General features: G+C 62.4%; 19 protein-coding genes and 2 tRNA genes. 6 read left to right on the top strand and 15 right to left on the bottom strand.

Annotated elements, in window-relative coordinates:
• Positions 1-67: 67 nt before the first annotated feature.
• Genes CLU86_RS07180 through aceE form a run of 4 tightly spaced genes read right to left on the bottom strand, consistent with a single transcriptional unit; the run spans position 68 to position 6,637 of the window.
• Positions 68-295, bottom strand: a complete 228-nt coding sequence (locus tag CLU86_RS07180) for a DUF3079 domain-containing protein (RefSeq protein ID WP_099741128.1) — start codon at positions 293-295, stop codon at positions 68-70.
• A 56-nt stretch (positions 296-351) separates the two neighbouring features.
• Positions 352-2,211, bottom strand: coding sequence for a dihydrolipoyl dehydrogenase (gene lpdA, locus CLU86_RS07175; protein WP_099741127.1), 1,860 nt, complete (start codon positions 2,209-2,211; stop codon positions 352-354).
• Positions 2,212-2,227: 16 nt separating this feature from the next.
• On the bottom strand, positions 2,228-3,910 hold the full coding sequence (aceF, locus tag CLU86_RS07170) for a dihydrolipoyllysine-residue acetyltransferase (protein WP_099741126.1): 1,683 nt from the start codon (positions 3,908-3,910) through the stop codon (positions 2,228-2,230).
• An 18-nt stretch (positions 3,911-3,928) separates the two neighbouring features.
• Complete coding sequence (gene aceE / locus CLU86_RS07165; protein WP_099741125.1) at positions 3,929-6,637, bottom strand: pyruvate dehydrogenase (acetyl-transferring), homodimeric type; 2,709 nt, start codon at positions 6,635-6,637, stop codon at positions 3,929-3,931.
• A gap of 163 nt (positions 6,638-6,800) precedes the next feature.
• Between aceE and CLU86_RS07160 the strand changes: the two genes are divergently transcribed.
• From CLU86_RS07160 to CLU86_RS07140, 5 genes are all read left to right on the top strand, one after another.
• Positions 6,801-9,359 carry a PAS domain S-box protein gene (locus CLU86_RS07160; protein ID WP_099743377.1) on the top strand — a complete coding sequence of 853 codons (2,559 nt, stop codon included), beginning with the start codon at positions 6,801-6,803 and terminating at the stop codon, positions 9,357-9,359.
• Entirely contained in the window at positions 9,356-9,982 is a 627-nt protein-coding gene (locus tag CLU86_RS07155) for a response regulator transcription factor (RefSeq protein ID WP_099655425.1), read from the top strand. Before CLU86_RS07160 ends, CLU86_RS07155 begins: the two co-directional genes overlap by 4 nt.
• A 71-nt stretch (positions 9,983-10,053) precedes the next feature.
• Positions 10,054-10,905 carry a bifunctional methylenetetrahydrofolate dehydrogenase/methenyltetrahydrofolate cyclohydrolase FolD gene (gene folD, locus CLU86_RS07150; protein WP_099655424.1) on the top strand — a complete coding sequence of 284 codons (852 nt, stop codon included), beginning with the start codon at positions 10,054-10,056 and terminating at the stop codon, positions 10,903-10,905.
• Positions 10,906-10,977: 72 nt separating this feature from the next.
• A complete protein-coding gene (locus tag CLU86_RS07145; RefSeq protein ID WP_099741124.1) occupies positions 10,978-13,050 on the top strand; it encodes a M3 family metallopeptidase in 2,073 nt (690 codons plus the stop codon).
• A 38-nt stretch (positions 13,051-13,088) separates the two neighbouring features.
• Complete coding sequence (locus CLU86_RS07140) at positions 13,089-13,742, top strand: glutaredoxin family protein (RefSeq protein WP_099741123.1); 654 nt, start codon at positions 13,089-13,091, stop codon at positions 13,740-13,742.
• 63 nt (positions 13,743-13,805) lie between these two features.
• Here the strand turns inward: CLU86_RS07140 and rpiA are convergent, their stop codons facing one another.
• Complete coding sequence (rpiA, locus tag CLU86_RS07135; protein ID WP_099741122.1) at positions 13,806-14,495, bottom strand: ribose-5-phosphate isomerase RpiA; 690 nt, start codon at positions 14,493-14,495, stop codon at positions 13,806-13,808.
• A gap of 37 nt (positions 14,496-14,532) precedes the next feature.
• On the opposite strand from rpiA, the gene CLU86_RS07130 reads away from it, so the two are divergent.
• Positions 14,533-15,624 (top strand): quinone-dependent dihydroorotate dehydrogenase, encoded by a 1,092-nt coding sequence (locus tag CLU86_RS07130; RefSeq protein ID WP_099741121.1) that lies wholly within the window; start codon positions 14,533-14,535, stop codon positions 15,622-15,624.
• A 72-nt stretch (positions 15,625-15,696) separates the two neighbouring features.
• Here CLU86_RS07130 and CLU86_RS07125 read toward each other — a convergent pair whose 3' ends face one another.
• The 10 genes from CLU86_RS07125 to hscA form a co-directional block, all read right to left on the bottom strand.
• Positions 15,697-16,029 carry a hypothetical protein gene (locus CLU86_RS07125; protein WP_099741120.1) on the bottom strand — a complete coding sequence of 111 codons (333 nt, stop codon included), beginning with the start codon at positions 16,027-16,029 and terminating at the stop codon, positions 15,697-15,699.
• Positions 16,026-16,421 (bottom strand): phage holin family protein, encoded by a 396-nt coding sequence (locus tag CLU86_RS07120; RefSeq protein WP_099741119.1) that lies wholly within the window; start codon positions 16,419-16,421, stop codon positions 16,026-16,028. Before CLU86_RS07120 ends, CLU86_RS07125 begins: the two co-directional genes overlap by 4 nt.
• A 39-nt stretch (positions 16,422-16,460) precedes the next feature.
• On the bottom strand, positions 16,461-16,763 hold the full coding sequence (locus tag CLU86_RS07115) for a DUF883 family protein (RefSeq protein ID WP_099655417.1): 303 nt from the start codon (positions 16,761-16,763) through the stop codon (positions 16,461-16,463).
• A gap of 143 nt (positions 16,764-16,906) precedes the next feature.
• Entirely contained in the window at positions 16,907-18,025 is a 1,119-nt protein-coding gene (locus CLU86_RS07110) for an NAD(P)/FAD-dependent oxidoreductase (RefSeq protein ID WP_099743375.1), read from the bottom strand.
• Between the two features lie 35 nt (positions 18,026-18,060).
• Positions 18,061-19,104, bottom strand: a complete 1,044-nt coding sequence (locus CLU86_RS07105) for a histone deacetylase family protein (RefSeq protein WP_099741118.1) — start codon at positions 19,102-19,104, stop codon at positions 18,061-18,063.
• Positions 19,105-19,295: 191 nt separating this feature from the next.
• Positions 19,296-19,370 (bottom strand) — tRNA-Val (locus CLU86_RS07100).
• A 41-nt stretch (positions 19,371-19,411) separates the two neighbouring features.
• Positions 19,412-19,486: transfer RNA gene (locus CLU86_RS07095), tRNA-Val, on the bottom strand.
• A 31-nt stretch (positions 19,487-19,517) separates the two neighbouring features.
• Positions 19,518-20,234, bottom strand: coding sequence for a DNA polymerase III subunit epsilon (gene dnaQ, locus CLU86_RS07090; RefSeq protein WP_099741117.1), 717 nt, complete (start codon positions 20,232-20,234; stop codon positions 19,518-19,520).
• Positions 20,234-20,572, bottom strand: coding sequence for an ISC system 2Fe-2S type ferredoxin (fdx, locus tag CLU86_RS07085; protein ID WP_099655414.1), 339 nt, complete (start codon positions 20,570-20,572; stop codon positions 20,234-20,236). The genes dnaQ and fdx overlap by 1 nt, the downstream gene beginning before the upstream one ends.
• A 46-nt stretch (positions 20,573-20,618) precedes the next feature.
• Positions 20,619-22,499, bottom strand: a complete 1,881-nt coding sequence (gene hscA / locus CLU86_RS07080; RefSeq protein WP_099741116.1) for a Fe-S protein assembly chaperone HscA — start codon at positions 22,497-22,499, stop codon at positions 20,619-20,621.
• Positions 22,500-22,566: the final 67 nt, after the last annotated feature.

Genomic DNA, 22,566 nt, shown 5'->3' with positions numbered 1-22,566 from the left:
TTTTGAAGGATGTGGGCCGTCGTTTGTGCCCATTGTCCGCGTCGGGCGGCGCGGCCATGGCTTGGCTTCAGGTGTTTGGCCCGCTGGGACTGGCACAGGGAATGTCGGCCGACTTTTCCTCAGCCTCAGCGTCCAAACCCCACTGATCCCAGTCGTCCCCAAACAACTCCGCAGGGTGTTGCGTGCGGTCGGAGCCATTGCCACAGCGCATGTCTTTGGCGGGGCAGTAGAGGTTGCAGCCCCAGCACACCCGCTCGGGGTGGGCGGGTGCTTTGGGAAACTTCTTGACTGCCATGGCTTGTCTCCAGACTGGATACCGGGCTCCCGCCAAACCTGCGCTGTGTGGGCGCCTTACTTGCGTGCGGGCGGCACGTCCGTGCAGCTGCCGTGCGCAATCTCCGCCGCCATGCCGATGCTTTCGCCCAGCGTGGGGTGCGGGTGGATGGTCTTGCCGATGTCCACCGCGTCGGCGCCCATCTCAATGGCCAGCGCGATTTCGCCGATCATGTCGCCCGCATGGGTGCCCACGATGCCGCCGCCCAGGATCTTGCCGTGGCCATGGGCTTCGGGCGAGTCGTCGAACAGCAGCTTGGTCACGCCTTCGTCGCGGCCGTTGGCAATGGCGCGGCCGGAGGCTGTCCAGGGGAACAGGCCTTTCTTGACCTTGATGCCTTGGGCCTTGGCCTGGTCTTCCGTCAGGCCGACCCATGCCACTTCGGGGTCGGTGTAAGCCACCGACGGGATCACCCGGGCATTGAAGGCAGCGGCTGCCAGTTCCTTGTTGCCCTGCAGTTCACCGGCGATGACTTCAGCCGCCACGTGTGCCTCATGCACCGCCTTGTGCGCCAGCATGGGCTGGCCCACGATGTCGCCAATGGCGAAGATGTGCGGCACGTTGGTGCGCATCTGGATATCGACGTTGATGAAGCCACGGTCTGTGACGGCCACGCCGGCCTTATCGGCGGCGATCTTCTTGCCGTTGGGCGTGCGGCCCACAGCCTGCAGGACCAGGTCGTAGACCTGGGGCGCGGGGGCGGTGCCGCCCTCTTCCGCTGCGGCAAACGTCACTTCAATGCCTTCAGGCGTGGCCTTGGCCCCCACCGTCTTGGTCTTGAGCATGATGTTGTCGAAGCGCGGGGCGTTCATCTTCTGCCAGATCTTGACGAGGTCGCGGTCGGCGCCCTGCATCAGGCCGTCCATCATTTCGACCACGTCCAGGCGCGCGCCCAGGGTGCTGTACACGGTGCCCATTTCCAGGCCGATGATGCCGCCGCCCAGGATGAGCATGCGCTTGGGGACTTCCTTGAGCGCCAGGGCGCCGGTGGAGTCGACCACGCGTGGATCGTCGGGCATGAAGGGCAGGCGCACGGCTTGGCTGCCAGCGGCGATGATGGCCTTCTTGAAGGCAATGACCTTCTTGGTGCCCGTCTTCTCCTGGCCCGTGCCGGTGGTTTCTTCGACCTCGACATGGTTGGCGCCCACAAAGGCTCCGTAGCCGCGCACGGTGGTGACCTTGCGCATTTTGGCCATGGCGGCCAGGCCACCGGTCAGCTTGCCGATGACCTTTTCCTTGTGGCCGCGCAGCATGTCGACGTTGACCTTGGGGGCGCCAAAGTCAATGCCTGCAGCGGACAGATGGCTGACCTCGTCCATGACGGCGGCCACGTGCAGCAGCGCCTTGGACGGGATGCAGCCCACGTTCAGGCACACGCCACCGAGCGTTGCGTAACGTTCGACGATGACGACCTTGAGGCCCAGATCGGCCGCGCGGAAGGCCGCGCTGTAGCCGCCAGGGCCACCGCCCAGCACGAGCACGTCGCACTCCAGGTCGGCCGTGCCAGCAAAGCTGGATGCTACTGGATTGATAGCTGCTTGCGCTTGTGGGGCGGGCGCTGGAGTCGATTTTGGCTCAGATGCCGCAGTCACAGGTGCCGCTGGTGCGGGGGCCGCAACAGGGGCTGCAGCGGCAGCGCCCTGCACTTCCAGCGTCAGCACCACGGCGCCTTCGGCGATTTTGTCGCCCAGCTTCACTTTCAGCTCTTTGACCACGCCAGCGTGGCTGGAGGGGATCTCCATGGAGGCCTTGTCAGACTCCACGGTGATCAGGCTTTGCTCGGCCTTGATGGTGTCGCCGGGTTTAACCAGCACTTCGATGATGGCCACTTCGGCGAAGTCGCCGATGTCGGGCACCTTGATGTCGATGATTGCCATGTGTCGCTCCCTCGCGTTACATCACGATGCGGCGGAAGTCCGCCAGCAGCGAGGCAAAGTACACGTTAAAACGTGCAGCGGCAGCGCCGTCGATCACGCGGTGGTCCCAGCTCAGGCTCAGTGGCAGCATGAGACGCGGTGCGAATTGCTTGCCGTCCCACTTGGGCTCCAGGGTGCTCTTGCACACGCCCATGATGGCGACTTCGGGGGCGTTGATGATGGGCGTGAAGTAACGACCACCAATACCACCCAGCGAGCTGATGGAGAAGCAGCCACCGGTCATGTCGGCCGGGCCGAGCTTGCCGTCGCGCGCCTTTTTGGCGAGGTCGCCCATCTCTTGCGAGATTTGCACGATGCCCTTCTTGTCGGCATCGCGGATGACGGGCACAACGAGGCCGTTGGGCGTGTCGGCCGCAAAGCCGATGTGGAAGTAGTTCTTGAGCACCAGTTGGTCGCCGTCGAGCGAGCTGTTGAACTCGGGGAACTTCTTGAGCGCGGCCACGGCGGCCTTGATCATGAAGGCGAGCATGGTGACCTTGACGCCACTCTTCTCGTTTTCCTTGTTGAACTGCACGCGGAAGGCTTCGAGGTCGGTGATGTCCGCGTCGTCATGGTTGGTGACGTGCGGGATGACGACCCAATTGCGGTGCAGGTTGGCACCGCTGATCTTCTTGATGCGCGAGAGGTCCTTGCGCTCCACCGGGCCGAACTTGGCGAAGTCGACCTTGGGCCAGGGCAGCAGATCCAGACCGACGCCGGAGCCACCGCTGGCAGCGGGTGCCTTGGCGGCCTGGGCCTTGGTTTGCGCAGCGCCGCTCATCACTTGCTTGGTAAAGCTCTGGATGTCGTCTTGCGTGATGCGACCCTTGGGGCCGGTGCCCTTGACTTCTTCGAGTGGCACACCCAGTTCGCGGGCGAACTTGCGCACCGAGGGGCTTGCGTGGGGCAAACCCAGTGTGCCTGCACCTGGCTGATGGGCTGCTGGCGCAGCCACGGTGGCGAAGGCAGCGGCAGGTGCGGCCGCTGCAATGGCTGGGGCGGCTGTGGGTGCTGCAACAGGCGCAGCAGTCGGTGCGGGGGCGGCTGCCGCTGCAGCGGGTGCAGCAGCAGCGCTGGCCACGCCTTCGAGGATGGCCACCAGGTCACCGATGTTCACGGTGTCGCCGATCTTGACCTTGAGCTCCTTGAGCACGCCTGCTGCGGGCGAAGGGATCTCCATGGAGGCTTTGTCGGATTCGACGGTAAAGAGCGATTGCTCCAGCGCGATGGTGTCGCCCACCTTGACCAGCATTTCAATGACGGCCACGTCCTTGAAGTCGCCGATGTCAGGTACACGCACTTCCACGGGGCCTGCAGCCACGGCAGCAGCAGGGGCTGCAACGGGCGCAGCAGGCGCCGCCACGGGGGCGGGAGCCTGGGCTACGGCGGGTGCGGGTGCCGCAGGGGCTGCTGCCGCTGCGCCAGCGGCTTCCACCACGGCAATCACCGAGCCTTGCTTGACCTTGTCACCCAGAACCACCTTGAGTTCCTTGACCACGCCAGCGTGGCTGGAGGGAATCTCCATGGAGGCCTTGTCGGACTCCACCGTGATGAGCGATTGCTCGGCCTTGACGGTGTCGCCCACTTTCACGAGCAACTCGATCACGCCGACTTCATCGAAATCCCCGATGTCCGGGACTTGAATGTTGACCAATGCCATTGTTGTCTCCGGTAGGGGTTACGCGTACAGCGGGTTGATCTTGTCAGCGTTGATGCCGTACTTGGCAATCGCTTCGGCCACCTTGGCCAGGGGCATCACGCCGTCGTCGGCCAGCGCCTTCAGGGCGGCGACCACGATGTAGTGGCGGTTCACCTCGAAGTGCTCGCGCAGCTTGCTGCGGAAGTCGCTGCGGCCAAAGCCGTCGGTGCCCAGCACGCGGTAGGTACGGCCCTTGGGAACGAAGGGGCGAATCTGCTCAGCGTAGGCCTTCATGTAGTCGGTCGACGCCACCATGGGGCCGCTGCGGCTGCCCAGTTGCTGCGTGACGAATGGCACGCGTGGGGTTTCCAGCGGGTGCAGCAGGTTCCAGCGGTCAGCGTCCTGGCCTTCGCGGGTCAGTTCGTTGAAGCTTGGGCAGCTCCACACGTCGGCTTGCACGCCCCAGTCGGCGGCCAGCAGGGTCTGGGCTTCCAGCGATTCACGCAGGATGGTGCCCGAGCCCAGCAGTTGCACGCGCTTGTTGCCGTCTGCACCGGGCTTGCACAGGTACATGCCCTTGATGATCTGCTCTTCCGTGCCGGGCTGCAGGCCAGGCATGGGGTAGTTTTCGTTCAGCAGCGTCAGGTAGTAGAAGACGTTTTCCTGGCGCTCAACCATGCGCTTGAGGCCATGGTGCATGATCACGCCGACTTCGTGGGCGAAGGTGGGGTCGTAGCTCACGCAGTTGGGGATGGTGTTGGCCAGGATGTGGCTGTGACCGTCTTCGTGCTGCAGGCCTTCGCCGTTGAGCGTGGTGCGGCCCGAGGTGCCGCCCAGCAAGAAGCCACGCGCCTGCATGTCGCCCGCTGCCCAGGCCAGGTCGCCAATGCGCTGGAAGCCGAACATCGAGTAGTACACGTAGAACGGGATCATGATCCGGTTGTTCGTGCTGTAGCTGGTCGCCGCCGCGATCCAGCTGGCCATGCCGCCGGCTTCGTTGATGCCCTCTTGCAGGATCTGGCCAGCCTTGTCTTCGCGGTAGTACATCACCTGGTCGCGGTCCACCGGGGTGTACAGCTGGCCCTTAGGGTTGTAGATACCGATCTGGCGGAACAGGCCTTCCATGCCAAACGTGCGGGCCTCGTCCACCAAGATGGGCACCACGCGTGGGCCCAAGGCCTGGTCGCGCAGCAGTTGCGTCAGGAAACGCACGTAGGCCTGGGTGGTGGAGATTTCACGGCCTTCGGCGGTGGGCTCCAGCACGGCCTTGAAGGTGTCCAGCGATGGAACGGTGAAGTGCTCGTCGGCCTTGGGCAGGCGCTTGGGCAGGTAGCCGCCCAGGGCCTTGCGGCGCTCTTGCAGGTAGCGCATTTCCGGCGTGTCGTCGGCCGGCTTGTAGTACGGGATGTCGGCCAGTTGGCTGTCCGGGATCGGGATGGCGAAGCGGTCGCGGATGTACTTGATGTCTTCGTCCGACAGCTTCTTGGTCTGGTGCACGGTGTTCTTGCCTTCGCCGGCCTTGCCCATGCCATAGCCCTTCACGGTCTTGACCAGCAGCACGGTGGGCTGGTTCTTGTGCGCGTTGGCAGCGTGGAAGGCGGCATACACCTTGGCGGGCTCATGGCCGCCGCGGCGCAGCTCGAAGATCTCTTCGTCGGTCATGTGCTCGACGAGCTTGGCGGTCTCGGGGTACTTGCCGAAGAAGTTCTTGCGAACGAAGGCACCGTCGTTGGCCTTCATGGCCTGGTAGTCGCCGTCCAGGGTTTCCATCATCAGCTGCTTGAGCTTGCCGGTCTTGTCGCGGGCCAGCAAGGTATCCCAGCCATTGCCCCACAGCAGCTTGATGACGTTCCAGCCAGCGCCACGGAACTCGCCTTCGAGCTCTTGCACGATCTTGCCGTTGCCCCGCACCGGGCCGTCCAGGCGCTGCAGGTTGCAGTTGATCACGAAGACCAGGTTGTCGAGGTTTTCGCGCGCGGCCAGGCCGATGGCGCCCAGCGATTCGGGTTCGTCCATCTCGCCGTCGCCGCAGAACACCCAGACCTTGCGGTTTTCAGTGTTGGCAATGCCACGGGCGTGCAGGTACTTGAGGAAGCGGGCCTGGTAGATGGCCATCAGCGGGCCCAAGCCCATGGACACCGTGGGGAACTGCCAGAACTCGGGCATCAGCTTGGGGTGCGGATAGCTGGACAGGCCCTTGCCGTCCACTTCCTGGCGGAAGCTGTCGAGCTGCTCTTCGCTCAGGCGGCCTTCGAGGTAGGCGCGGGCATAGATGCCGGGCGCGCTGTGGCCCTGGATGTACAGCAGGTCACCGCCGTGGTCTTCGCTAGCGGCATGCCAGAAGTGGTTGAAGCCTGCACCGAACATGCTGGCCACCGAGGCGAAGGAGCCGATGTGGCCACCCAGATCACCACCGTCGGCGGGGTTCAGGCGGTTGGCGCGCACCACCATGGCCATGGCGTTCCAGCGCATGTAGGCGCGCAGGCGCTTTTCGATGGCGATGTTGCCGGGGCAGTGGGCCTCTTTGTCAGGCTCAATGGTGTTCACATAGCCGGTGTTGGCAGAGAACGGCATGTCAATGCTGCTCTGGCGGGCGTGTTCCAGCAGTTGTTCGAGCAGGGAGTGGGCACGCTCAGCGCCCTCTTTTTCAATGACGGCGGACAGGGCATCCATCCATTCGCGGGTTTCCTGCTGGTCTGCGTCGGTGCCGATACCGAGGCCGGCCTTTGGGTCGGGCTGAGCTGACATGCTTTGTCTCCTGTGAAGTGCAGCGGGCAAAAATCGGGCGTAGTTTCGCACATTTTTTCATCATTTCAAATCGTGCTTTTGAATTTCATATTAAGAAAAAATGCTGCAAACGCACATAATTTCAGCTGCTGAAAAGTGCACGCCCGTCCTCTACACTTCGGCCATGGATACAAGCTCAGAGCCCATCGCAGCCCCCTCTGCCATTGCCGCGCCAGCGCGCTGGTGGCGCAAATGGTGGCGCAGCCTTTCGCCCACGCGGCAAGACAGGTTTGCCGCCCTGGCGCCCTTGGCGGCGGTGTTGATGTTCCTGGCCGCCATCGTGGCCGCGTTCTGGTATTTGAGGGCCGAGGAGGCGGAGCGCGAACAAGAAGCCTTGCGCCGCGACGTGGAATATGCCCAGCAGCGGGTGCGCCTGCGGTTGCTGGAGCGGCAAGAGCAGCTCATGCGCATCGCGCGCGACCTGTCCAATCAGGAGCTGGAGCGCGCGGAATTCGTGAACCGGGCCGAGGCCCTCATCAGCCAGTACCCCGAGCTGCAGGCCATCACCTGGATTGACGAGCGCCGAAAGATCCGGGCCAGCCATGCTGCGCCCACCCTGTCGAGCCCGCAGCTTCGGGTCGCGGGCGAAGTGCTCAAGCCGGGGGACACGGCCGATACCTATGGCTTGGCGCGCGACCTGCAGCAGCCCGTGTATGCACAGCCCGCAGCGGCCAAGGGCGATGTGTCGCCCCTGCTGCAGCTGCAGGTGCCATTGAATAACCAGGGCAAATTCGCTGGCGTGGTGCTGGGCGAGTATTCGATTGACAGCCTGCTGCGCTATGGCACCCCCACCGAGGTGCTGGCGCGCTACGCAGTGACCCTGCTCGATGGGCGCAGCCAGGTGCTGGCGGGCACCCCGCTGCCAGCACGCAACCCCGCCAGCCACTTGCTGCCCTGGACGCCCAAGGCCAACGAATACGAAGTGCCCGTATCGCCCGTAGGCAACGGGCTGGTGCTGCGAGCGCAGGCCTATCGCACATCACTTGGGGTGGTGGGCAGTGGGCTCTTCTGGTTGGTGGGCACCCTGAGCGCCATGACGGCGTGGATGCTGATTGCCACCTGGCGCCATACCCGCCGCCGTTTGCAGGCCCAGCAGGCGCTGGTGGCCGAGACCAATTTCCGCCGAGCGATGGAGAACTCCATCCTGACGGGCATGCGCGCCCTGGACATGGAGGGGCGCATTACTTATGTGAACGCCGCGCTGTGCCAGATGACGGGCTGGAGCGAAGCCGAGCTGGTGGGCTTGCTGCCCCCCTACCCTTATTGGCCCAAGGAAGACCATGAAGCCCTGCACGCCAAGCTGCGGGACGAAATCAGTGGCCGCAGTGTGGCGGGCGGGTTTCAGGTGCGCGTGCAGCGCAAGAACGGCAGCCTGTTCGATGCACGGTTGTATGTGTCGCCGCTGATCGACGCGCATGGGCAGCAAACCGGCTGGATGACCTCGATGACCGACATCACCGAGCCCAACCGTGTGCGCCAGCAGCTGACGGCCGCGCACGAGCGCTTCACGATCGTGCTGGAGTCTCTGGATGCATCCGTGTCCGTGGCGCCGCTGGGCAGCCAGGAGCTGCTGTTTGCCAACAAGCTGTACCGGCAGTGGTTTGGCTCCCAAACAGCGGGCCACCTGCAGCTGGTGGCTCAGGCGGGTGTGTTGCCAGTGGCCAGCAGCACCAGCAGTGGCGTGGACGATGAAGATGGCCTGATGGGCCTGCCCACCGACCCGTTGACCAGCGCCCGCTCGGAAAACGCCGAGATCTACCTGCCCGATCTGGGCAAGTGGCTGGAGGTGCGCTCGCGCTACCTGAACTGGGTGGATGGGCGACTGGCTCAGATGGTGATTGCCACCGACATCACGCCCCGGCGCCTGGCCGAGGAGCAGGCGGATCGGCAGGCAGAGCGGGCGCAGTCGGTCAGCCGCCTCATCACCATGGGCGAGATGGCGTCCAGCGTGGCGCACGAGCTGAACCAGCCGCTCACCGCCATCAACAACTACTGCAGCGGCATGGTCTCGCGCATTCAAAGCGGCCAACTGACCGAAGAGGCCCTGCTGACGGCCCTGCAAAAGACGGCCCACCAAGCCCAACGCGCGGGGCAGATCATTCAGCGCATACGCGCCTTCGTGAAAAAGAGCGAGCCCAACCGCACGCTGGCCGACGTGCACCACATGGTGTCTGAAGCGGTGGAGCTGGCCGACATTGAACTGCGGCGGCACAACGTGCGCCTCACGCACTACATCGCAGCCCGCTTGCCCCCCGTGATGGCCGACACCATCCTCATCGAGCAAGTGCTGGTGAACCTCATGAAGAACGGCGCCGAATCGATCCAGCATGCCGAGCGCCCAGCATCGGGCCGCAGTGTGGAGTTGCGCGTGGTGCCCAAGCAGGTGGATGAGCGCGAGGTGGTTGAGTTCTCGGTGCAAGACACTGGCAAGGGCTTGGCCCCTGAGGTGCTGGAGCGCCTGTTTGAAGCGTTCTTTTCTACCAAGCAAGAAGGCATGGGCATGGGCCTGAACCTGTGCCGCAGCATCGTCGAGTCGCACCAGGGGCGGATGCAGGCGCAGAACATCTACAATGGATCAGAGGTCACGGGCTGCCGATTCTCCTTCTGGCTGCCGCTGGCAAAGCCTGCCGATGACACTACAAACTCTGTAGCAAACGAACAAACTCCAAGGACCATTGCATGAGCTTGATTCCGAAAAAAGGCACCGTATACGTTGTTGATGATGATGAGGCCGTCCGCGACTCTTTGCAGTGGCTGCTAGAGGGCAAGGACTATCGGGTGCGCTGCTTTGATTCGGCTGAGACCTTCCTGTCCCGTTATGACCCCCGCGAAGTGGCCTGCCTGATCGTGGACATCCGCATGGGCGGCATGACCGGCCTGGAATTGCAAGACCGCTTGATCGAACGCAAGTCCCCCCTGCCCATCGTTTTCATCACCGGCCACGGCGATGTGCCCATGGCGGTAAACACCATGAAGAAGGGCGCGCTGGACTTCATCCAGAAACCCTTCAACGAAGAAGAACTGCTGGGCCTGGTGGAGCGCATGCTCGACCATGCCCGTGAGGCCTTCGCCGGCTTTCAACAGGCCGCCAGCCGTGACGCCCTGCTCTCCAAGCTCACCAGCCGCGAGGCTCAGGTACTGGAGCGCATCGTGGCCGGCCGCTTGAACAAGCAGATTGCCGACGACCTGGGCATCAGCATCAAGACCGTGGAAGCGCACCGCGCCAACATCATGGAAAAGCTCAACGCCAACACCGTGGCCGACCTGCTGAAGATTGCCCTGGGGCAAAACGCACCCAAGGGCTGATTGCTCCTTTTTTCATAGCTGCTAGCGCTTATCTAACTTGCGCTAGCGGCTGTTTTTATTTGAAGATCAGAATGACTGCTCAACCCATCGACGGCAACGCACTTTCCCGCCAACTGCGCACCGAAGTCGCCGAACGTGCTGCGGCCCTGAAAGCGCGCGGCGTTACCCCCGGCCTGGCCGTAGTGCTGGTGGGCGATAACCCTGCCAGCCAGGTGTATGTGCGCAACAAGGTCAAGGCCTGCGAAGACAGCGGCCTGCATTCGGTGCTGGAAAAGTACGACGCCAGCATGAGCGAGGCCGAGCTGCTGGCCCGCGTGGAGGCCCTGAACAACGACCCCAGCATCCACGGCATCCTGGTGCAGTTGCCCCTGCCAGCCCATATCGACGCCCAAAAAGTGATCGAAGCCATCTCGCCCGCCAAGGACGTGGACGGCTTTCACATCGCCAGCGCCGGGGCACTGATGACCGGCATGCCCGGTTTTTGGCCCTGCACACCCTATGGCTGCATGAAAATGCTGGAGAGCATTGGCTACGACCTCAAGGGTAAGCACGCTGTGGTCATTGGCCGCAGCAACATCGTGGGCAAACCCATGGCGCTGATGCTGCTGCAAAAGGACGCCACGGTCACCGTTTGCCATTCGCGCACCGCTGACTTGAAAGCACTCACCCTGCAGGCCGATGTGATCGTGGCCGCCGTGGGCAAGCGCAACGTGCTCACGGCAGACATGGTCAAACCCGGCGCCGTGGTGCTGGATGTGGGCATGAACCGCAACGACGAAGGCAAGCTCTGCGGCGACGTGGACTTTGAAGGCGTCAAGGCCGTGGCCAGCCACATCACCCCCGTGCCAGGCGGCGTGGGCCCCATGACCATCACCATGCTGCTGGTCAACACCCTGGAGGCCGCTGAACGCGCCGCCGGGTAAACCTTCGGTAAAAAGCCGCTTGCGGCCGCTTGGCAAGTTGAACCTGCGCACTGCGCCGTTATCTACATCCGCATGAGCAACGCCCTCCTCGACTTCTCCACCCTGCCCGCGTTCGATCGCATCCAACCCGCCGACGTAGCCCCCGCTGTCGACGCCCTGCTGGAGCGCGCCAACGCCGCACTAGATACGGTGACCGCCGCAGACTTCCCAGCCCGCTGGGATGCGATTGCCAAGGTGCTGGACGTGGCCACGGAACAACTGGGCATTGCGTGGGGGGCCGTCAGCCACCTCAACAGCGTGGCCGATACCGCCGAGCTGCGCGCCGCCTACAACGCCGCCCTGCCCCAGGTCACCGAGTTCTGGACCCGCCTGGGTGCCGATGAGCGCCTGTATGCAAAGTACAAGGCCATTGACCCAGGCACACTGAATGTCGAGCAACGCCAGGCGCACCAGAATGCGGTTCGCAACTTTGTGCTCAGCGGTGCTGAGCTGGTTGGGGCGGCCAAGGAACGGTTTGCCAAAATTCAGGAGCGCCAGGCGGAGCTGAGCCAGAAGTTCAGCGAAAACGCCCTGGATGCCACTGATGCGTTTGCCTACTACGCTACCGAGCCCGAGCTGCAAGGCGTGCCCGCGGATGTGCAGCAAGCCGCCCTGGCGGCTGCCCAGGCCGAGGGCAAAGAGGGCTACAAGCTCACCCTCAAGATGCCTTGCTACCTGCCAGTGATGCAGTTTGCCGAGCAGACTGCGCTGCGCGAAAAGATGTACCGCGCTTACGTGACCCGGGCATCTGACCAGGCCGAGGGGGATGCGCGCAAGTTTGACAACACCGCGCTGATGGGCGAGATCCTCGCCTTGCGCAAGGAAGAAGCCCAGTTGCTGGGCTACGCCAACTTTGGCGAAGTCTCCGTGGTGCCCAAGATGGCCAAGTCGCCCGCCGAAGTGACGCACTTTTTGCGCGACTTGGCCCAACGTGCCCGCCCTTACGCAGAGAAAGACGTGGCCGATCTGCGCGAGTTTGCCCGCACCGAGCTGGGTCTGGAGTCCCCCCAGGCGTGGGACTGGCCTTATGTGGCCGAAAAGCTCAAAGAGGCGCGTTACGCGTTCAGCGAGCAGGAAGTCAAACAGTATTTCACCGCGCCCAAGGTCCTGGCAGGCCTCTTCAAAATCATCGAAACCCTTTTTGAAGTGGCCATTCGGCGCGACAGCGCCCCAGTCTGGCACCCCTCAGTCGAGTTCTATCGCATTGAACGCACGCACCCGGAGGGAGCCCACATGGGCACGCAACTGGTAGGCCAGTTCTATCTGGACCAGCCAGCCCGCACCGGCAAGCGTGGCGGCGCCTGGATGGACGATGTGCGCACCCGCTGGCTGCGCCCGGACACGGGCGCTGTGCAAACGCCGGTGGCCCATCTGGTGTGCAACTTTGCAGACAGCGTGGACGGCAAGCCCGCGCTGCTCACGCACGACGATGTCATCACCCTCTTCCACGAGTTCGGTCACGGCCTGCACCACATGCTCACCCAGGTGAATGAGCGTGATGTGTCCGGCATTGGCGGTGTGGAGTGGGATGCGGTGGAGTTGCCCAGCCAGTTCATGGAGAACTTCTGCTGGGAATGGGACGTGCTCAAGCACATGACCGCCCATGTAGACACGGGCGAGTCGCTGCCACGTGCGTTGTTTGACAAGATGATTGCGGCCAAGAACTTCCAGAGCGGTATGCAAACGCTGCGGCAAATCGAATTTGCCTTGTTTGACATGCTGCTGCACACCGAGCACGACCCAGCCAACGACGTGATGCCCCTGCTGACGCAGGTCCGCAATGAAGTGGCTGTGCTGCAGCCCCCGGAATTCAGCCGCACGGCGCACACCTTCAGCCATATTTTTGCGGGCGGCTACGCAGCGGGTTACTACAGCTACAAATGGGCAGAAGTGCTCAGTGCCGACGCTTACGCAGCGTTCGAGGAAACCATGGGGGCCGATGGCCTGCCCAGCATCGAAACTGGGCGCAAGTACCGCAAGGCCATCCTGGAGGCCGGGGGCAGCCGCCCTGCCATGGAGTCGTTCAAGGCCTTCCGTGGCCGCGAGCCACAGCTTGATGCGTTGCTGCGACACCAGGGTATGGCCCAGGCCTCGCAGCCTCTATGATGCGCCGTTGTCCCAAGTACCCCACGAGGAAATTCACCATGCAGCTCAAAGCCCTGACCTTGCCATTGATGTTGGCGCTGCTTGCCGTCGGTGCACAGGCCCAGACGGTGTACCGTATTGTTGGCCCAGATGGCAAAGTCACGTTTTCTGACAAGGCCCCAGAGACGCCATCCAAGAACAGTCCGGCAGTTGTCACCACTTCAGGCGGAGGTGACAGTGCTGGCGCTGGCCTGCCTTACGAGCTGGGCAAAGTGGCCGCGCGGTTTCCTGTGACGATTTTCACTGGACAGAATTGCCCCCCCTGCGACAGTGGAAGGCGCTTGCTGGTGTCCCGTGGTGTTCCGTTTACCGAGCGGACTATCAACACCAACGAGGACCTGCAAGCCCTGACCAATCTGGGCAGCGACTCCAGCCTGCCTTTCGCCAAAATCGGAGGCCAAAACCTTTCGGGCTTCTCGGAGTCGGAGTGGACGCAGTACCTGGATGCGGCGGGGTATCCCAAAACATCGCAGCTCCCTACCAACTATCGGCGTCCAGCGGCAACGCCTTTGACCCAACCTGCCAAGGCCGCGCCAGCCGCCTCGGCATCAGATGCCGCCACCGCCGAAACTGGGCGCCGCGTACGGCCCCCCGCTCCACCGGCAGACCCCAATGCCCCCAACCCCAATAACCCGGCGGGCTTGAAGTTCTGAGCACTCGCTTGCGATCCTCCTATCAAAAAGGCGCATTCCTTGAATGCGCCTTTTTTGTTTGGCTCAATAAACCAGCGTTTTCACACCCTGTGCTGTACCCAGCAAGCACACCGCCGCCTTCTGGTGTGCAAACACGCCCACGGTTACCACACCGGGCCACTGGTTCACTTCTGACTCGAACTTCAGCGGCTCGGCAATCGACAGGCCCGTCACGTCCAGAATGTGCTGGCCGTTGTCGGTCACCAGCGGCTTGCCGTCTTTTTGGCGAACGGTAGCCACACCGCCCATGGCCGCAAAACGGCGAGCGATGTGCTGGGTCGCCATGGGGATCACCTCCACTGGAAGCGGGAACTTGCCCAGGACTTCGACACGCTTGGTTTCATCTGCAATGCAGACGAAACGCTGGGCCAGGGCCGCAACGATTTTTTCGCGGGTCAGTGCCGCGCCTCCGCCCTTGATCATGTGGCCCTGGCCATCAATCTCGTCAGCGCCATCAATGTAGACCGACAGGGACTCCACTTCATTGGCATCCAGCACGGGAATGCCCAGCGCCAGCAGGCGTTCGGTGCTGGCCACAGAGCTGGACACTGCGCCTTTGATGTCGCCCTTGATGCTGGCCAGCGCATCGATGAACTTGTTGACCGTGGAGCCTGTGCCCACGCCCACGATATCGCCGGGCACCACATAGTGCAAAGCGGCCTGGCCCACCAGGGCTTTGAGTTCGTCTTGGGTCAGTGAGGAAGGTGTCGTCATGAGAGAAAATCAGAGGTAATTCTTCAATTATCGTCCCATGTCCCTCATTCCCTACGCTCTCACCCGCCCCTTTCTGTTCGGCATGGACCCCGAGGCCGCACACGATCTCACCATGAACCTTCTGGCCAAGGGACAGCGCACCCCACTGCAGTGGGCGTGGTGCCAAAGCCGGGTGGAAGACCCTGTGGAGCTGGCTGGACTGCGGTTCCCTAACCGGGTCGGGATGGCTGCGGGCCTGGACAAAAATGCCCGCTGCATTGATGCCCTGGGCGCCATGGGGTTCGGTTTTGTCGAGGTCGGCACCGTGACACCCAAAGGCCAGCCGGGCAACCCCAAACCGCGCATGTTTCGCTTGCCGCAGGCCAAGGCCCTGATCAATCGCCTGGGCTTCAATAATGAAGGGCTGGACGCCTTTGTGCGCAATGTGCAGCAAGCGCAATTTCGCCAGGCTCGTGGTGTCACCCCCATGCTGCTGGGCTTGAACATTGGCAAGAACGCTGCAACACCGATCGAAAATGCCACCAGCGATTACCTGACGTGCCTGGATGGCGTCTATCCGCATGCGGACTATGTGACGGTGAATATCAGCTCGCCCAACACACAAAACCTGCGCGCACTGCAAAGCGATGAAGCCCTGGACAACTTGCTGGCAGCCATCGCTGAACGCCGCGAGTGGCTGGCTTCGCAAGACGCTCCTTCGGGCAGTGCAAAGGCTGCGGGCAAGCGGCGCGTTCCTATCTTCGTAAAAATTGCCCCAGACCTGGACGAAGCCCAGGTGGCTGTGATTGCTGCCACCTTGAAGCGACATGGCATGGACGGTGTCATCGCCACTAATACCACCATCAGCCGTGATGCGGTCCAAGGGCTGGCCCATGCCACTGAAACCGGTGGGCTCAGCGGCTCACCGGTATTGCAGGCCAGCAACCGGGTCATCCGGCAACTGCGGGCTGAGCTGGGCGCCCAGTTTCCCATCATCGGTGTGGGCGGCATCATGAGCGCCAGCGATGCCGTGAGCAAGATGGAGGCTGGCGCCGATGTAGTGCAAATCTATACGGGGCTGATTTACGAAGGGCCAGGCTTGGTGTCCGCTGCAGCGACAGCGATCAAAGCGGCGGCCGTGCGCCGCTGAGCATGTGAGCTGAAACAAAAAGGGCCGGGGGTCAAAAAACCACCGGCCCTGAGGCAACCCAGCCATGTGCCACTAACGCCGCAATCGCACAATCCAAGGCAAGGCGACGCCCATCCAGCGAATGAGACGCCTTGGCCCCAAGGCCATCGCCGCCGCAGCAACGGCCGCCACGGCGGCAGGGTGCTGCTTGGCAAAAGCCACCCCTTGCAGAATCAGTGAGTCACCCGCGCCTGGGTTACCCACATCCAGCGTTTGTTGTTGTACCAGAAAACGTGCGGCTCGGCGCTCCCGAATGCGTTCGCGTTGCGCAGAGATGCGCAGCAGCACCTTTTGCTGCTCCAAGGTGGGGACGATGACAGGTAAAGCTGGGCGCACCGATTGTCCGTGGTTGCCATCTGGGCTCATAGCTGCTCCTTGATATCGCGCCAGTCCTGGGCCAGCTCTTGCCGCGTCAGGGCAAAACCATTGCCCGCCCGCCGCGCCGCGCGCAGCAGCCCAATCAAAGCCAATACCCACAGCACCAGCCAAACAGCGCTGACCAGCCAGCCTGCCAGGCCCCGGTGCGGCGTATCCCAAAAATGCACGACTACGGCAATGGAGAGCACCACCATGCTCACCACCGTGAGCCCGGTGACAGCCACCGCCAAAATCAGCAGTTGCAGCAGGCTGCGCTTTTGGTCCCGCCATTCCAGGCGCGCCAAATCCAGGCGATCCTCCGCAGCGATGGCCCCTTCAATGGCGACCACGCGAACGCGCGCCAGCAGGTGGTCCAGTCCGAGCAGGGATATCCAGTTCATGCGTGGCCTTGCTGCGCGCCAGTGGGTGGGTGCACAGCCTTAGCGGCGTGCAAGCAAAAAGCCCACCAAAGCGCCCACAGCCAGGGCCGCACCGGCAACACGCCAGGGCTCATCGTGGGCGTAGCGGTCGGCAGCCAGGGCTGCGTCCTTGGCTTGGCGGGCCGCATCTTGCGCGGCACGAATGGCCGATTCGCGGGCCGAATGGATTCCATCGTCCAGGCGCTGGCGCAGCAGCTTGATCTCTGGCACCGCATCCAGGTCCTTGTTGGCCAGCAGGCCGCGCAGGTCAGACACCAATTTTTCCAGTTCACCTTGGGTGGAGGAAGTTTCAGAGGCACTCATACAAACCCTTTCAAAAACAAGTCAAACCAAAAAGGATGAAACCATGGGGGTGGCTGCTGGTGCATCTTAGCGTTGCCATGCAGCGACGGGCTGTAGGACACTGACGCATAGGGTTACAACGTCTGCGCTGGCTCAGTGGGGCGCTACAAATTGGCAGTGGGCTGCACCAACATTTGCGCCACATGCTCGCCAATGGCCAGCGCGCTGGTCAAGCCGGGGGATTCAATGCCAAACAGATTGACCAGGCCTGGGATGCCGTGGGTGGCTTGCCCCTGGATGCAGAAGTCGGCTGCAGGATCATGCGGGCCGTGGATTTTGGGGCGCATGCCTGCGTAGCCAGGAGCCAACGCACCATCGGGCAAGGCCGGCCAGTACTTGCGCACCTCCGCATAAAAAGCGTCGCCACGGCGTGGATCGACCAGCAGATCTTCGGCAGAGTCCACCCATTGCACATCGGGCCCAAACTTGGCCTGCCCGCCCAAGTCCAGCGTCAGGTGCACGCCCAGTCCGGCGGCTTCGGGCGCAGGGTAAATCAAATGCTTGAAAGGGGCTTTGCCTGCCAGCGTGAAGTAGCTACCTTTGGCAAAGCGCGCCACAGGAATGTGGGCAGGGTCCAACCCTTCAAAGGTGTGTGCCAGTTGGGGCGCTTGAAGCCCTGCGGCATTGATCAAATACTGTGCGTGGAGCTGGGTGCTATCGGATGCTATCAATTCAATAGCTTCTTGCGCAATGCGTGCGTGCGCCAGAGGCGAATTGAGTACTACAAGACCGCCTGCGTTTTCAAGATCGCCTTGCAGGGCCAGCATGAGCCCGTGGCTGTCAATGATGCCGGTGCTGGGGGAATGCAAGGCCGCAATGCACTCCAGTGCGGGCTCCAGCGCTCGGGCTTGGTCACGGTCAAGCCAGCGCAGGTCCGTGATGCCGTTGGCCTGTGCCCGTTCGTAAATGCTTTGCAGACCCGCGCGTTGCTCCTCTGCCGTGGCTACCAGCAACTTGCCGCAGCGCTGGTGGCCTATGCCCCGTTCGTTGGCATAGGCGTAGAGCATGTTGCGCCCCTCGACACACAGGCGGGCCTTGAGCGAGCCTGGAGGGTAGTACAGGCCTGCGTGTATGACTTCACTGTTGCGAGAGCTGGTGCCGGTGCCAATGGCATCGGCTGCCTCCAGTACCATCACGTCCATGCCCCGCAACGCCAGCGCTCGGGCCACAGCCAAGCCCACGACACCAGCGCCCACCACAACGCATTGCACTTGATCCGTCATTCTTTGCCCCAGCGTCTTTTTCATCCACGCCCAACTTACGACCCAACGGCTTCAAAGCCGCGAATCACCTGCACCGCATTGGCCCCCAGTTCTGAAGCGGCATAACCCCCCTCAAGCACCAGCGCCGTGGGCAAGTGCAGGGCTGCCAGCCGCTGCCCCATGGTGAAAAAGTCATCGGTGGTCAAGGCGAAATGCGAGATGGGGTCGCCCACAAAGGTGTCCAGGCCGAGGGACACCAACAGGGCATCAGCGCCGTATTGCGCGATGCGCGAGCTTGCTGCCTCCAGCGCGGCAAACCAGGCAGCAACCGATGAGCCTGCGGGCAATGGAAGATTGAGGTTAAAGCCCGCGCCATCGCCCTCGCCCTGCTCATCGGCATGGCCCAGGTAAAAGGGGTACTCGGTGAGCGGATCACCGTGGATGCTGATGAACAGCACGTCCGAGCGGCCATAAAAAATGCTCTGCGTACCGTTGCCGTGGTGATAGTCCACGTCCAGCACCACCACCCGTTTAGCCCCCTGGTCCAACAAGGTTTGGGCTGCTACCGCTGCGTTGTTCAAAAAGCAGTATCCCCCCATGAAATCAGGGCCCGCGTGGTGACCTGGGGGGCGGGTACAGCAAAACGCTGCGGGTGCACCTTGCGCCACCCGCATGGCAGCACTGGCGGCTGCATCCGCGCCGGCCTTGGCAGCGTCCCAGGTGCCTGCGGCCATGGGGGTGCCGTTGTCCATGGAGTACAGCCCCAGTTTGGCGATGAAGTTGGCGGGCTCCACATCACTGCGAAGGGTGCGCACAGGCCACACCGACGGGAACGGCTGGGTTTGCGCATTCTCTGGCGCCAGTTGCACCCACTGCTGCCAGGCCGTCTGCAAAAAAGCCAGGTAGCGGGCATCGTGCACTTTGTGGAGCACGCTGACAGAGTCGGTGTCGGGCGCCAACAGGGGGTATCCGCTTTGCTGCAGCGCCTGCTCCACAAATTCGGCCCGCAAAGGCTTTTCAAAACAATCGACCCGCGCACCCCTGAAGAACTCGTGCTGTGGGGCGTGCAAGTGGTGCAATGGGTTGTGGAAGCTGATCATGGCAATGCAGGTGGATTCTGAGGAGCGGCCCAACAGACCGATCTTTTCACGATGGAACGGATGCGGGCCGGACTGATGTAGGCGGGCAGTTGGGAGCCATTGTGCCCTCAGAGAATGAGGCCATGCGCGAGGAGCGAAGCACGACGCCAAAGAAAAAAGCGCCTTGCATTGCTGCAAGGCGCTTTCAAATTTGGTGGGTGATACATGGATCGAACATGTGACCCCTGCCGTGTGAAGGCAGTGCTCTACCGCTGAGCTAATCACCCAAAGTGACACCCTGAAATTTGGGCATCGTCATAACAGCAAATGGTGGGTGATACATGGATCGAACATGTGACCCCTGCCGTGTGAAGGCAGTGCTCTACCGCTGAGCTAATCACCCCTTTGCGTCAAGCCTTAGATTATGGCACAAATTAAACAGCGGCCTGCAATTTTCGCCAAATTGTTTTACCGCCGCTCGATTTGTCGATCTGCACCATCACCTCTTCGTGCGTGCCCAGCTCTTGCTCATTGGCAGCCACAACCTGCAGTGCAAAGCGGCTCAAATCTATCGAAGGGACCACGACACCGTCTGTGTTCTCCTGCGGCTCGTCCGCCATCAGCAAGGCGTCTTGACCACGGGTCAGGTTGATGTAGACATCCGCCAGCAACTCCGCATCCAGCAAAGCCCCGTGCAGCGTACGGCCTGAGTTGTCCACTTCCAGGCGGTCACACAAAGCGTCCAGAGAATTGCGCTTGCCCGGGAACATTTCCTTGGCCATCGCCAAGGTGTCGGTCACGCTTTCTACATAGGTTTTGAACGGTGGGCGCCCTGTGAGCTCCAACTCTTTATTCAAGAAGCCAACGTCAAACGCCGCGTTGTGGATGATGATCTCAGCCCCCTGGAGGTACTCCAGGATCTGGGGCGCCATGTCCGCAAACTTGGGCTTGTCTTTGAGGAACTCGTTGGTGATGCCGTGGACCTTCAGGGCATCTTCATGGCTGTCGCGCCCTGGGTTGAAGTACAGATGCAGGTTGTTGCCCGTGAGCTTGCGATTGAGCAGCTCTACGCAACCCAGCTCAATGATGCGATCCCCACCTTCGGCCGAGAGGCCGGTGGTCTCCGTGTCCAGAACGATCTGACGGGTCATCAGTGGTTTTCCTTGGCGTGGTTGATCGTGTATTTTGGAATCTCAATGACCAAGTCCTTTTGGGCGAGGATGGCCTGGCACGACAGGCGCGATTGAGGCTCCAGGCCCCAGGCGCGGTCCAGCAGGTCTTCCTCCTCCTCCTCCGCCTCGTTCAAAGAAGCCAGCCCCTCGCGCACGATCACATGGCAAGTGGTGCAGGCGCAGCTCATGTCGCAAGCGTGCTCGATGTTGATGTGATGTTCCAGCAGGGCTTCACACACCGACGTGCCTGCAGGGGCTGTGATTTCCGCGCCAGCGGGGCAATATTCGGGGTGGGGGAGGATTTTGATGACGGGCATGGCGTCCTGGATTTTGTATCTTGGAAACGGGTAGAAGGGCTTGAATTCAGAGAGACTGGACGTTCTTGCCTGCCAGCGCCTGCTGAATGCCACGGTTCATGCGCTGGGCGGCAAAGGCCTCTGTGCCTTTGGCAAGTGCCTGCGTAGCGGCTTCGATGGTGGCTGCCTCATCGGCACCGCGCTGCTGACGCAGGGCTTCCATCAGTGCATCAATCGCACTGCGCTCGGTGGCGCTCAGCACGTCGCCATCGGCATCCAGCGCGCTTTGGGTGGCCAACAGCATCCGGTCGGCATCGACACGGGCTTCGACCACTGCGCGGGCCCGCATGTCTTGCGCAGCAGTGGCAAAGCCGTCTTGCAGCATCTGGGCAATCTGGTCGTCCGACAAGCCATAGGACGGCTTCACGTCAATGCGCGCTTCCACCCCACTGCCCTGCTCTTTGGCACTCACCGACAACAGGCCATCTGCGTCCACCGTGAAGGTCACGCGGATACGGGCGGCGCCTGCGGCCATGGCGGGAATGCCGCGCAATTCAAAGCGGGCCAAGCTGCGGCAGTCCGCCACAAGGTCACGCTCACCTTGCACCACGTGGATCGCCAGCGCCGTCTGACCATCCTTGTAGGTGGTGAAGTCCTGCGCTTTGGCCGTGGGTATGGTCTCATTGCGCGCGACGATGCGCTCCACCAAACCTCCCATGGTTTCGATGCCCAAAGACAGGGGGATCACGTCCAGCAGCAGCAGATCGCCTGCGGTGTCGTTGCCTGCCAGCTGGTTGGCCTGAATGGCGGCCCCGAGCGCGACCACTTCATCGGGGTTGAGGTTGGTGAGGGGCGCGCGACCAAAAAAGTCTGCCACCGCTTGCTGCACCTGCGGCATGCGGGTCGAACCACCGACCATGACCACGCCTTGCACTTCGTCCTTGGCGAGCTGGGCGTCGCGCAGGGCGCGGCGCACTGCGGCCATAGAGCGGTCCGTCAGTGCGGATGTCGCTGCCTCAAAATCGGCACGTTTCACATAAAAAAGCACGCTACCGCCCGCCAAATCAGCGGTAAATGCTACTTTTTCTGCAGCAGTCAACGCTTCCTTGCAGGCCCGGGCCGCCATGCGAATGGCTGCTTTGTCGGCTGGTGTTTGCACGGCCGCGCCGGTTTGTTGCAGCACCCAGTCTGCCAAGGCCGCGTCGTAGTCGTCACCGCCCAGAGCAGAATCGCCCCCGGTGGCAATGACCTCAAAAACGCCTTGGGTCAGACGCAGGATGGAGATATCAAAAGTGCCCCCGCCCAGGTCATAAACGGCATAGATCCCCTCGCTGGCATTGTCGAGCCCATAGGCAATGGCCGCAGCCGTGGGTTCGTTGATCAGCCGCAGCAAATGGATGCCTGCAAGCTTGGCCGCATCCTTGGTCGCCTGGCGCTGTGCATCGTCAAAGTAAGCGGGTACGGTGATGACGGCGCCATAAAGGTCATCATTGAAGGTGTCTTCGGCGCGGTAGCGCAGAGTAGCCAAGATTTCAGCACTGACTTCCACAGGCGATTTCACACCATCGGCCGTGGCCAGACTCACCATGCCGCCCACTGCTTTGTCGGCGCCATCGGCAGGCTGGACGAACTCGTAGGGCAGTTGCCCGGCCTGCGCGACGTCGTGCAGCCCGCGCCCCATGAAGCGCTTGACCGACGCAATCGTGTTGCGTGCATCGCTGGCCTGTGCAGCCACGGCGTCATAGCCAATTTGGCGCCCGCCCTGCCCCAGGTAGCGCACCACCGACGGCAGCAATACACGGCCTTGTGCATCGGGCAGGCATTCGGCGGCTCCGCTGCGCACAGCGGCCACCAGCGAGTGCGTGGTCCCAAGGTCAATGCCAACCGCGATGCGGCGCTGATGGGGATCGGGTGACTGTCCAGGCTCGGAAATCTGCAATAGCGCCATGAGATTCTTGGGGTCTACGTGAAGAAACCGGACGCAATGGCCCGATGTTCATAAAAAAAGAGGCAAA

The organism is Acidovorax sp. 62, assembly GCF_002754495.1.
Taxonomy (GTDB): domain Bacteria; phylum Pseudomonadota; class Gammaproteobacteria; order Burkholderiales; family Burkholderiaceae_C; genus Acidovorax.
The sequence above is the reverse complement of the archived record's forward strand: the minus strand, read 5'-3'. Positions and strand labels throughout refer to the sequence as shown.